Below are 12,434 nucleotides of genomic sequence, written 5' to 3'. Positions count from 1 at the left end.
TAATCATTCCTATTTTCTTGTGAGTATAAAAATGATATAGAGGTATATGTGATGAAGCAAGAGGTAGAGTTTATTAAATTAAGTCCTACACAAAACATGACAATCTTAGTTAAGAGTCATCATTTCAACGGAGACTATCAACAAATAGCTTTAAAGATGATGGCGTACGATCATGTGTATGCAGAGCAAGTAGGTTTTATTAAAGAACCCAAAGATGGAAATGCAGATGGGCACCTTCAAATGGCTGGAAATGAATTTTGCGGAAACGCTTGTATGTCTTTAGCTGCATTTATTGCCCATCAAAGAGGCATTGAGGAAAATGGGATATCACATTTATCGATTGAAGCTTCAGGAGCTGAGGAGCTGATTGCCTGTCAGGTGCGAAAAGTAGAAGATGACTATAAATGTCGCATTGCGATGCCGCTACCTAAACGAATTGAACCTAGAGTTATAGAGTACGAGAATACATATGTTCATGCTTACTCAGTTGAGTACGAGGATTTTCTACACATTGTGCTTGAAGTAGACGAAGTTGATGAAGAGGTGAAAACAGCAGCAGAAGTACTTGCACGCTCCCTAGAAGAAAGTTTCCCTGAAACAACGCTAATTGGGGTGTTACTATACGAAAAAGTCAGATCTTACTTAGCCCCACTCATCTATATTCCTAAGCTAAACAGCATGGTATGGGAAAGGGGATGCGGATCTGGAACAGCTTCAATAGGTGCGTATCTTGCATTTTTATCAAAACAAAAGATTAGTGTAGAGATTAAGCAGCCTGGCGGTGGTATTCGTGTATTTGGAAAGTATGAAAATGGATTTGTGAGACATGTGCAAATTGAAGGCACAGTTCGCATTGTTGCTCAAGGAAAGGCATTTGTTACTGTATAAAACGTAAGATTGGAGATGATTGTGTGGAAGAACTATTAAAGTTTAAACATCAGCTACTGGACTTTTCAGGTAAGTTTAATTATTGGGCTTCACAATACGACAGTACCGCTCAGCATTGTGAAGAGCTAGAGAAATTAATTAACGAATATACAGCATTTATTATTGATGAATCTAACAGAGAGAAGTGGTTCTTACTTCAGGTAGAAGACATCAATGAGGAACTACTTACAGAACTACAGCAGATTTCGGCTCGTTGCGTAGCGATTATGGAAAAGTATCGCGCTCTTCAATTGCTTGGTGGACAATCAAACATTACTGATTATTTCAAAAATATCGAGTCTTGTATTGAAGAAGAGTTTGGTAATTTCCAAGTGAAACCCACTTCTAAAGTTCTATTAGTTGGCTCTGGAGCTTTTCCGATGACGCCACTATTGATTGCAAAAAAAACAGGAGCAGAGGTTATTGGTATTGATATTGACGACGAAGCCATCGAGCTAGGTGGAGAAGTATTACGCATACTAGGTGACGGACTGAATGTGCGAGTTCAAAATAGTCAACTGGACCAGTTAGACTGCTTAAAAGATATTACCCACGTTATTTTCAGCTCTACTGTGAAGGAAAAATACGACTTATTAGATCAGCTATATAATCTAACGAGAGATGAAATAACGATTGCTATGAGATATGGTAACGACTTAAAATCACTGTTTAACTATCCGCTTAAAGAAGTCAATAGCGAAAAGTGGATGCTCGTTGAACAGGTGTTGCGTCCGAATCAAGTTTTTGATATCGCGCTTTATCAAAAACAAAGAAAGGGTGAAGCAGTTGAAGTCGTTTAAGAATGTTTTGGTGTTGGGAACTGGACCAACCGCTTTACAGCTAGGATTAAACTTTAAGAAAGCTTTAAGCAGTAGAGTTGGTATTGCAGGAAGGACTTCTGTGCGTTCAGAAAAATTTTTTGCTTCCTTAGCTGAACACGGTCATCTTGTTCAGGTAGCTGTTCAAAATCGAAAGCATGAAAAGATGCAGGGGCAATTTATAGTTGATGATATATTTTTTCAGTATGAAGAAGTGGTTGGAGAATGGGATACGCTTATTTTAGCCGTCACAACTGATGCATATCTAGACGTATTAACCTCGCTTCATAAAAATACGTTAAAAGATGTGAAGACCGTTATATTAATATCACCGACTCTTGGCTCAAATTACTTAGTACATCACTATATGAAACAGTTTAACCCTCAGGTTGAGGTCATTAGTTTTTCTACATACTTTGGAGATACGCGTTGGTTAAGCTCTTATCCATCAAATCAAGTGTTAACAACGGCTGTAAAAAAGAAGATTTACTTAGGCTCTACGAACTCTTCGTCTGAAGCGGTTGAAAAGCTTGTTAATCTGTACAAACAGTTAAATTTAACAATTGAAGTAATGAAAACACCGATTGAAGCAGAGACGAGAAACATTTCTCTATACGTGCATCCTCCTTTGTTTATGAATGAATTTTCACTCAGCTATATTCTTAAAGAGGAAAAGCATCTGAAATACGTATATAAAATGTATCCAGAAGGGCCGATTACGCCTTCATTAATTAAGAATATGCTCAATCAATGGAAAGAAATTATGAGCATTATTTCAAGGCTTAACGTTAAACAATTGAATTTACTGAAATTTATGACGGAAGATAATTATCCTGTACGAAGAGAAAGTTTGTCTTTACACGATATCGAAAAGTTCAGTGAGTTAGAGAGTATTCACCAAGAATATTTGCTGTACGTACGATATGCATCTTTACTTGTGGATCCATTCTCAGAGCCTGACGAACATGGGCGCTACTTCGACTTTTCAGCAGTTCCGCTTCAAACCGTATTTGTGAATAAAGAACAAAAGTTTGATATTCCACGAATGCCTAAAGAGGATTATTACCGGCTGAAAATGATTCAAGCAATCGCTAGATACGTAGAGTGTGATTGTCCAACTATTGATCAGTTTTTAACAGCGTATAAAGAGAAAGTAAGGGCATTCTCAGAAGCTTATGAAGATGTAAAGCTTTCAGCCGCATTTTCAAATTTAGCATTTGAAGATGATATAAGCATGATTTATCAAGCTCTTGATAAACAAATAGTAAAACAATAGAAATAATACAATAATGGAGGAACAAACGTGAAAAAAAGAAAATCATTTACACTAGCAGTGCTTACATGTGCAGCTTTACTTGCTACAAGTGCATGCAGTGACAACGAAAAAGCTAGTACAAGTGCAACAAATAAAAATGAAATTACCTATGCAACATCCAAGGACATTAACGATATGAATCCACACCTTTATCCAGGTGCAATGTCAGCACAAGGAATGGTGTATGAATCACTTGTAGAAAATACGGAAGAAGGAATTAAACCGCTTCTTGCAGAATCTTGGGAGGTTTCAAAAGACGGTAAAACCTACACATTCAAGCTTAGAGAGGGTGTAAAGTTCCATGATGGAGCACCGTTTAATGCAGAAGCAGTTAAGAAAAATATTGATGCGGTGCAGCAAAATGCAGAAACACACTCATGGATTAAGCTATCTACTAAAATCGTAAGCTGTAACGTGGTAGATGACTATACGATTGAACTTGTTTTATCAGAGCCATATTATCCGACATTAGTTGAATTATCTATGACGCGACCTTATGTTTTTATCTCACCGAATGATTTTAAAAATGATGGAACAAAAGATGGTGTAGATGGTTATCATGGAACGGGTCCATATGTTCTAAAAAATCATAAGGTGGACAACTACGCAACATTTGAAAGAAACGAAAGTTACTGGAATGGAAAGCCAGAAGTTAAGACAATTACTGCTAAAGTCCTTCCCCAAGGAGACACGACGTTTTTAGCATTGCAAAAAGGTGAAGTGAACTTTGTCTTTACGGATGACCGGGGTGCAGACAGCATTGATGTAAAAGCAATGCAACAGCTTGTTGATTCAGGTGATTATCAGCTCGTTAGAAGTCAACAAATGAATACAAAAATGATTGTAGCCAACAGCAGTAAATCAACTAGTCCAGTAAGTGAAACAGCAGTTCGTGAAGCAATTTGGTATGCGATTGACCGTAAAACAATTAGCGAAACCATTTTTGAGGGTACAGAAACTCCAGCCAATACTTTGTTTTCTAAAAATGTTAATTATGCAGATGTAGATCTTAAGAAGCGTGGCTACGATGTGAAAAAAGCTAAAGCACTTTTAAGTGAAGCAGGCTGGAAAGAAGATAAACAAACCGGTATTCGCACAAAAGACAACCAGCTGCTTTCAATGACGCTTTATTATGACAGCAACTCTGCGTCTCAAAAAACGCAGGCTGAGTTTATTCAAAATGCACTTAAAGAAATTGGAGTAGAAATTAAGTTGACGGGAGAAGAGTCAACGTCAATAGCAAACCGAAGAGCAGCAGGAGACTATGACTTACTATTTAACCAAACGTGGGGATTAGCTTATGACCCTCAAAGTACTATTGCTGCGTTTACTTCAGATGCCTCTTATTTGCATACAACAAAGGGAATTGCTCACGCCGATGAGCTATACAAAAAAATTGAACAAGTAATGACGTCAACTACTGAAGATGAGCGGAAGAAGCTATATGCTGATATTTTAACTATTGTGCATGATGAAGCGGTGTTTATTCCAATTACAAACGGAAACGTAACCGTAGTAGCTCCAGAAAATTTAAAAGGAATTTCGTTTAAACAAACTCAGTATGAACTACCGTTTGAACAGATGAAGTTTGAAAAGTAAAAAGGGGAGATTTTCCCCTTTTTTAGTGGTTGAAAATAAAGAAAGGAAGATAAAGCATGGGTGTATATGTTGTAAAAAGGCTGCTGTTAATGATTCCGCTGCTGTTTATTATTTCGTTTCTAACATTTGTACTAATCAATTTATCTCCCGAAGATCCTGCTAAATTAGTTTTGCAAGCGCAAGATGTTCCAGTGATTACTGATGAGCTTATCGCTCAAACAAGGCAAGAGCTAGGGCTTAATAATCCTTTTATCGTTCAATACTTAAACTGGCTCGCTTCGTGTCTTCAATTGGATTTCGGAAATTCTTATGTTAAGGATGAAACTGTTTGGGTGCTCTTAGGGCCGGCTTTTTTTAATACGTTAAAATTAACGCTCGTTTCATCAGTAGTCATTATTAGTTCTTCCATCATTTTGGGCATTGTCTGTGCATTAACAGAAGGCAGATTACTGGATCGTTTTATTAGAGGGACATTCTTTTTCTTATCAGCACTTCCAGCATATCTAATCGGCATAGTAATGGTTTGGTATTTTTCCGTTACGCTTGATTTGCTTCCAACAAGCGGACTTGAATCGTACAAAAGTTATATTTTGCCTGTTTCGGTAATTGCCTTTACTCATATCGGACTATACTTTCGCACTGTGCGTAGCGCTATGCTCGCAAACCTAAACGAAGATTATGTTTTGTACGCTAGAGCTTCGGGGTTATCTGAGAAAAAAATCATAGCCGCTGTCTTAAAAAATTCTCTTCAAGTATCCATCTCGATTTTTTGTATGTCCATTCCGCTTATCTTAGGTGGGACGGTTGTTATTGAAAATGTTTTTGCATGGCCAGGGCTAGGTAGTTTAAGCATCAAGTCCATTTTAAGCAGGGACTTTCCTGTTATTCAAGCATACGTACTTATTATCGCGGTGGCTTTTGTTGTGTTTAATACAATCTCAGACATTGTTAACACAGCGTTAAACCCGAAGCTAAGGATTGGTGAATAGGATGCAACTATTAAAAGGCTTGGCAAAAGATAAGCTCGGACTCGCTTCACTTGTGATTATCGTCCTAACGTTGATTGTGGGGGTTTTTGCACCGGTCGTTGCGCCAAATGATCCCGTTAAAGTGAATATGGCTTTACGATATGCTGCACCTTCACTTGAATATTGGCTAGGTAATGATCACTTAGGGAGGTGCGTATTGTCCAGGCTTATTTACGGTATTCGTCCTAGTATTATCTATGTGTTAATCGCGCTATCATTATCGGTTGTACTGGGGGGACTACTAGGATTCATTGCGGGATACTTTAAAGGTGTTATCGACTCTATTATTATGCGAGTCTGTGATGCTATGCTTTCTTTTCCTGTGTACGTCATTACGCTTGCTGTTGTAGGTATTCTCGGGGTTGGCTTAGAAAATATTTTAATTGCGTTTATTTTAATGAAGTGGGCTTGGTTTGCACGCGTAATCCGAGTTTCCGTGATGCAGTATAGTGATTTGGAATATGTAAAATTTGCGCGAGCGTCCGGATTCAATCATTTCACCATTATTTATCGTCATATGCTTCCAGTCACTTTTGCCGATATTGCGGTCATATCAAGTAGTTCAATTAGCTCTACCATTTTGCAAATTTCAGGTCTTTCGTTTCTTGGATTAGGCATTCAAGCACCAAATCCAGAATGGGGTATGATGCTGAATGAAGCTAGAGATGTCATTTTCACAAAACCAGAACTATTACTGCCTCCGAGTCTAGCAATTATTACAGTGGTTCTAGCTTTTAACTTCTTAGCAGATGCGCTTCAAGTTGCGTTAAACCCGAAGCTTGCGAGCTCAAAAGCTAGAATGCAAAAGGAAGCGCACATCGTAAAATCACTGTTACATGAAAAGGAGGTTGCGAAATAACACCATGAGTTTATTAATAGTAGAAACGCTGCAAGTAATTGATAATCAGACAAATACGTCCATCATTCATAATAGTTCATTTCAAGTCGATAAAGGCGAATGCTTAGCTCTAGTCGGAGAGAGCGGTAGTGGCAAGTCAATGACATGTAAGTCGATCATGCGTTTACATAAGAAAGGAATTAGCCAATCTGGTCGCGTGTTATTAAAGGGAGAAGATTTATTTCAGCTTTCTGAAAAACAAATGAGAAGTAAAAGAGGGAAAGAGCTTTGCATGATCATGCAAAACGGCATGAGTGCTTTCAATCCTTCTAATCCTGTTGGAATGCATTTAATGGCTACCCTCAAGCAGCATATGGATTGGAGCTACCAGCACCTGGAAAGTAAGCTTATCGATGGGATGAAGCGTGTGCGTCTACAAAGTCCAATGGATGTCATGAACAAATATCCACATGAACTTTCAGGAGGAATGCTTCAGCGATTGATGATTGTCCTAGCGTTACTGCTAGAACCAGCTGTCTTAATTGCTGACGAGCCAACGACCGCATTAGATACCATTTCTCAGTTTGATGTAATCGAGCAGTTAATCAATTTACGAGAAAATATTGGGTCAGCCATGATTTTTATTTCACATGATCTAGGAATTGTAAAGAAATTGGCAGATCAGGTACTTGTAATGAAGGATGGGGAAATCGTAGAAAGAGGGGCAACACAAAATGTTTTTTTACAGCCTCAACATCCATATACGGAATATCTTATTTCAACAAAGCGTACGCTTAGTGAACATTTTCAGAAAATGGTAGGGGGGGCTGTCGATGCTTAACGTATGCGAAGTTGAAAAATCATATACATCTGGAGGGCTCTTGTCCAAAGAGAAAAAGCAAATCATTAAAAAAGTTAGTTTTAAATGCGTGGCAGGAGAGTGCCTAGGTATTATTGGTGAGAGCGGTAGCGGTAAGTCAACGCTAGGACGTTTAATTCTTGGCATTGAACGCCCGGATAAAGGAGAGGTTTTACTCGATGGTATAAGTACCAGGAACGTACAAGCACGCGTGGGGAAAATGAGCGCTGTGTTTCAAAATTATACGTCTTCCTTGAATCCTTTTTTTACGGTTAAAAAAGCCATTCAGGAGGCTCTTCAAATCGTAAAAGTACCCAAAAAAAATCAAGAAAAAGAAATAGAAAAATTACTACATCAAGTAGGGCTTCCTGCGTTTTATAAACATAAGTATCCACACGAATTGTCAGGTGGAGAAGCACAAAGAGTTTGTATTGCAAGAGCCATTGCAACAAAACCAAAATACCTCTTACTCGATGAAGCCGTCAGCTCATTAGACATATCTGTTCAGCTTCAAATTTTAATCTTATTAAGGGAATTAAGAAGCGCTTATGACATGAGCTATATCTTTATTACGCATGATTTGCAGGCTGCAACGTACCTTTGCGACCGGATTATGATTTTTAAAGAAGGACAAGTCGAAGAGGTAGTGTCAGTGAGCAATTTAAAAAACGTGAAGTCATCATATGCTAAGGCGTTGTTGAACAAAACCATTAGCTTATAGGAGGGGAAAACAGTGAAAGGAGCACTATCTTGGCCCTTTTTACGTTTATACGCATTAGTGCTTCTCTATTTTAGTGCTAATGCCATACTAAACGTGGTTATTCCGTTAAAAGGAGACAGCTTAGGGGCAACAAATACAACAATTGGTATCATCATGGGTGCTTACTTGTTTACGACAATGTTTTTTAGACCATGGGCAGGTTATATTATTCACAAATTTGGTCCTGTTAAAGTGCTACGCGTTATTTTGCTGATTAATGCCGCAGCGCTAATTTTATATACCTTTACAGGTTTAGGCGGTTATTTTACCGCTCGTATCCTTCAAGGCGTTTGTACGGCTTTCTTCTCCATGTCACTGCAAATCGCCATTATCGATGCACTTCCTGAAGAAAATCGTTCACAAGGGATTTCTCTTTACTCTTTATGCTCGTATATTCCCGGGATTATTGGGCCTCTGTTAGCTATTGGTATTTGGCAGGCAGATAATGCGAGCTATTTTACGATTTTGATGGTTGCTCTTGCGATTTTGACAGGAATAGTAGGGTATGGTTCCACAATGAATACGCATAACGAAGTGAAAAAATCACCTCCTCCTCTTGGAATGAAAGAGTCGTTCAGTCAGCTTTTTAAAAATCCTTACTTATTTAAATGTAGCGTAATCATGCTCGTATCCTCTATGGTGTTTGGAGCAGTTACAACCTTCATTCCTCTTTATGCAGAGCAGTTGGAAAATAGTCACGCCGGCATGTATTTAATGATTCAAGCAGCTACTGTTGTTGCAGCGCGCTTCACGCTAATGAAAAAAATCCCTTCAGACGGCAAGTGGCACTCTCTCTATATGGCAGGTACACTATTAATGCTGGCACTAGCAGCTCAGTCAATTAGCTTTGCTGTTGTTGGAGGAGCTTTTTTCTTTTATGCTGCAGCCATTTTAATGGGAATAGCTCAAGCAATTATTTATCCTACATTAACGACATATTTAAGTTTTGTATTGCCAGCTACTAATCGTAACGTTCTTCTTGGATTATTCATCGCTACAGCAGATTTAGGCGTTTCATTGGGCAGTGTAGTTATGGGACCGGTTGCAGATGCTTTATCCTATTCGGTCATGTACACGGTTTGTGCAGGTTTAGGTGCTTTGATGATTCTATTTTCTTATGACAAGCGTAAACAATTTGTTAATTGAATATGCTTATTCCGTAGAGTGTGATATGTTATACATACTGATTTGGTAGGTTTTTACCATCTTTCTCAGCAAAGGTGTATAAAATGACGAATCTTTTCAATACTGTTACAGATATGTAAAATTGATCGAATTACTTTCTTTTTAGAAGTAGTTTCGATACAATGCCCTCAAGATGTTTTCTAAACGAAAGCAATTTTTTGAAAAGACGAAAGGAGCTCTATTAACCATGAAGAAATTGAAATACCCTTTCATCGTTGGACTACTTTCCGTAGCGCTTGCAGCATGTGGATCAAATGATGCTAGCGACAGTGCGGATAAAAAAGAAGATTCGAAAACAGCTCAAACGGAAGAACAGCAGCAACAAACAAAAGAACAAGAAAAGCAAATGAAAGAAATGCAGGAGAAATTAGAAAAGCAGCAGGTAGATGAAAAGAAAACTGTAGCGCTTGTAAATGACGAAAAGATTTTAGGATCTGAATACAATCAAGTGCTTCAAACATCTCAAATGCAAATGCAGCAAATGGGACAAGACCCAACAACAAAAGATGCTGCTAAGCAGGTTAAAGATCAAACAATCGATAGCTTAGTGGGACAAACGCTGCTCATTCAAGATGCAACGGAAAAAGGTTATAAAGCATCAGAAGAAGAAATTAATAAGCAAATTGAAGATGCTAAAAAGCAGTATGATTCAGAAAAAGAATTTAACAATGTATTAAAGCAAGCAGGTCTCAATATGGATCAATTAAAAGAGCAGCTTGGTGAAAGTATTCAGTATAATAAGTATGTAGAAAAAGAAATTAAAGCTGATGAAGTAACGGATGAAGAAGTGAAAGAGTACTACGACCAATATGCGAAGCAAGCAGAAAGTGCAGGATCAGATCAACAGCAGCAGCTGCCAAAATATGAAGAAGTAAAAGATCAAATTAAAGGTCAACTTGAACAACAGAAGAAACAAGAAAAAGTAGGCGAGCAAGTTGAAAAGCTGAAAAAAGAAGCGAAAGTTGATGTGAAAATCTAACTTTTACTTAATCAAAAACGACCCGTATACATACGGGTCGTTTTTGATTAATTGGAAAAAGAGGTAAAAAACACGTTATAATAAAAAGAACCTTAAAATAGGAGTAGATAAAAGCGATGAGAAAACAGGTTCTTGCATTCATAGGATTAATAAGCTTTATTATGGTTTTAATAGGATGCTCAAGTCAACAAAGCGAAGATAACAAAGGGTACATAATCCAAGGTCGCATCATGGAAGTGAAAGAGAATGAAATTTTAGTTGCGAACGTCATTCCTAGGGACGTAGCGCTTAATTATACGACAAGCGAAGTATTAGGTGATGATACCATTCAACCGATTTACTTAAAGGTGCCGGATTCATCCGTTACCTACAAAAAAGGTCAACTGGTCAAAGCGTGGTTAAAGAAAGGTGAAAGTGTCAAGTACACAGTTCCAGCAAAAGGGAATGCCGAAGAAATCCAAGTGATTAAAGAAGGTAATTAACAACCAGGCAAAGTGGAAAGTATGTAATCCACTTTGCCTGGTTGTTTTCTGAGAGCAGAAAACGGGAGTGAAGGTGCCAAAAAGTGGATTGACATGAAAAGAAATCATCACTATAATAGTTTTAGTTCATATAATTTGTATACAAATTATTTTTGTGGAAAACAATATGATATTTGTTTAAAGGAAAGGAAGGAATGAAATGAGTAAGTCAAAGCTATGGACGAAGGATTTTGTAGCCGTCTCGATGACGAGCTTTTTTATTTTTGTTGTTTTTTATATGATGACGGTTACGCTTCCTTTATATGCTACAGACATTTTACAAGCAGATAAAGGCAGTTTAGGACTTATTGTTACAGTGTTTTTAATTTCAGCCATTATTTTTCGCCCGCTCTCCGGTAAATGGATGATTACCTTTGGTCAGAAAAGAATTTTAGTCATTGGAGCGGTGCTTTTTTTAATTGGTTCAGTTTTATATAGTCAAGTCAATTCACTTTCAAGTTTGCTGCTGCTTCGCGTACTGCACGGAGTTGGATTTGGAATGGCAACAACAGCTACTGGGGGGATTGTAGCAAACGTTATTCCTGATGATCGTCGTGGAGAAGGAATGGGGTACTTTGCTACATTTATGAACCTCGCGATGGTAATCGGACCGTTTATGGGATTAACACTAGTCGAAGCAGCTGGACATTCAGCTGTTTTTACAGTAGCAATTGTAGCCTCAGTGTTGGGGTTACTGTGTAGCTTGGTGCTAAAAGTTCCAACGCTAAAAGTGGTGAAAAGCTCTACAGAGGTGAAGGTTTCTCTCCTAGCAAGCCTATTTGAATTCAAAGCACTTCCCATTGCATTAGCTGGATTTGTACTTTCATTTGCGTACGCAAGCATTATTTCGTTTGTGTCTGTCTTTGCTAAAGAGATGAACTTTACAAGCGTAGCAAGCTATTTCTTTGTGGTGTACGCAGTTTGTTTATTATTATCTCGTCCTTTTACAGGAAAATGGTTTGACCGCTACGGTGAGAACTTCGTTGTGTACCCAGCAATTCTACTGTTTACAATCGGCGTGTTCCTTATCAGCCAAGCGTCTTCAGGAACGACTTTCTTACTTGCTGGTGGTTTAATTGGAATTGGGTTTGGAACGTTAACATCAAGCTTACAGTCTATTGCCATAAAGGTATCTCCACCGCATCGTCGTGGAGTTGCCACAGCGACGTTCTTTGTTTTGTTTGATTCAGGACTGGGAGTTGGCTCCTCTGTCTTAGCAATTGTCTCTGGTTCAATTGGTTATCAAGGAATGTATATTGTATGTGCTGTGATTGGTATAGTGGCACTTGTAGCTTATTACGCACTACATGGCCGCTATTCAAAAGTTGCCTCTAGGGTAGCGTTGGAAAAACAAGTAGTAAATAAATAAAAAATAGTGAAAAAGCTTAGAAAAGCACGGTGAAGAAATTGTTCGCTGTGCTTTTCTTTCGTTTGTTTACCTTTATAAAATTATATATAGCACATTGACGCGTAATAAATAGTGTTCAAACTATTTACTTTGAGATAAAATGATTTACAAATATAAAGATAACTTTTATAATGAAATTAACTTACAAAAAGTAACTAAATGAAATGTAAAGCATCCAAATTGGAAGGATGACATTA

The 12,434-nt window shown here is 38.0% G+C and carries 12 protein-coding genes; all 12 read left to right on the top strand.

The features are described from left to right. Nucleotides 1-51 precede the first annotated feature (51 nt). The 12 genes from EPL02_RS02240 (at nt 52) to EPL02_RS02185 (ending at nt 12,198) form a co-directional block, all read left to right on the top strand. Nucleotides 52-888, top strand: coding sequence for a histidine racemase CntK family protein (locus EPL02_RS02240; RefSeq protein ID WP_131886903.1), 837 nt, complete (start codon nt 52-54; stop codon nt 886-888). Between the two features lie 23 nt (nt 889-911). Continuing rightward, a complete protein-coding gene (locus EPL02_RS02235; RefSeq protein ID WP_131886902.1) occupies nt 912-1,727 on the top strand; it encodes an SAM-dependent methyltransferase in 816 nt (271 codons plus the stop codon). Further along, the gene (locus EPL02_RS02230; protein WP_131886901.1) at nt 1,714-3,021 is read left to right on the top strand and encodes an opine metallophore biosynthesis dehydrogenase; all 1,308 of its coding nucleotides are present in this window, start codon (nt 1,714-1,716) and stop codon (nt 3,019-3,021) included. Before EPL02_RS02235 ends, EPL02_RS02230 begins: the two co-directional genes overlap by 14 nt. Before the next feature lie 27 nt (nt 3,022-3,048). Then, the gene (cntA, locus tag EPL02_RS02225; RefSeq protein ID WP_131886900.1) at nt 3,049-4,659 is read left to right on the top strand and encodes a staphylopine-dependent metal ABC transporter substrate-binding lipoprotein; all 1,611 of its coding nucleotides are present in this window, start codon (nt 3,049-3,051) and stop codon (nt 4,657-4,659) included. A 56-nt stretch (nt 4,660-4,715) separates the two neighbouring features. Then, nucleotides 4,716-5,648, top strand: a complete 933-nt coding sequence (opp1B, locus tag EPL02_RS02220; RefSeq protein ID WP_094909712.1) for a nickel/cobalt ABC transporter permease — start codon at nt 4,716-4,718, stop codon at nt 5,646-5,648. 1 nt (nt 5,649) lies between these two features. Continuing rightward, nucleotides 5,650-6,546: a staphylopine uptake ABC transporter permease subunit CntC gene (gene cntC, locus EPL02_RS02215; protein WP_094909713.1), complete on the top strand. Its 897-nt coding sequence runs from the start codon at nt 5,650-5,652 to the stop codon at nt 6,544-6,546. A gap of 4 nt (nt 6,547-6,550) precedes the next feature. Continuing rightward, nucleotides 6,551-7,366, top strand: coding sequence for a staphylopine uptake ABC transporter ATP-binding protein CntD (gene cntD, locus EPL02_RS02210; RefSeq protein ID WP_094909714.1), 816 nt, complete (start codon nt 6,551-6,553; stop codon nt 7,364-7,366). Beyond that, on the top strand, nt 7,359-8,105 hold the full coding sequence (locus EPL02_RS02205; RefSeq protein WP_094909715.1) for an ABC transporter ATP-binding protein: 747 nt from the start codon (nt 7,359-7,361) through the stop codon (nt 8,103-8,105). Before cntD ends, EPL02_RS02205 begins: the two co-directional genes overlap by 8 nt. A 12-nt stretch (nt 8,106-8,117) precedes the next feature. Continuing rightward, nucleotides 8,118-9,290: a staphylopine family metallophore export MFS transporter CntE gene (cntE, locus tag EPL02_RS02200; RefSeq protein ID WP_131886899.1), complete on the top strand. Its 1,173-nt coding sequence runs from the start codon at nt 8,118-8,120 to the stop codon at nt 9,288-9,290. 226 nt (nt 9,291-9,516) lie between these two features. Beyond that, nucleotides 9,517-10,308, top strand: a complete 792-nt coding sequence (locus tag EPL02_RS02195) for a SurA N-terminal domain-containing protein (RefSeq protein WP_094909717.1) — start codon at nt 9,517-9,519, stop codon at nt 10,306-10,308. Nucleotides 10,309-10,424: 116 nt separating this feature from the next. Continuing rightward, nucleotides 10,425-10,790, top strand: coding sequence for a DUF3221 domain-containing protein (locus tag EPL02_RS02190; protein WP_131886898.1), 366 nt, complete (start codon nt 10,425-10,427; stop codon nt 10,788-10,790). 199 nt (nt 10,791-10,989) lie between these two features. Then, nucleotides 10,990-12,198 carry an MFS transporter gene (locus EPL02_RS02185; RefSeq protein WP_094909719.1) on the top strand — a complete coding sequence of 403 codons (1,209 nt, stop codon included), beginning with the start codon at nt 10,990-10,992 and terminating at the stop codon, nt 12,196-12,198. Nucleotides 12,199-12,434: the final 236 nt, after the last annotated feature.

Source organism: Bacillus sp. CBEL-1 (assembly GCF_004348885.1).
GTDB lineage: Bacteria > Bacillota > Bacilli > Bacillales > Bacillaceae_H > Priestia > Priestia aryabhattai_A.
The sequence above is the reverse complement of the archived record's forward strand: the minus strand, read 5'-3'. Positions and strand labels throughout refer to the sequence as shown.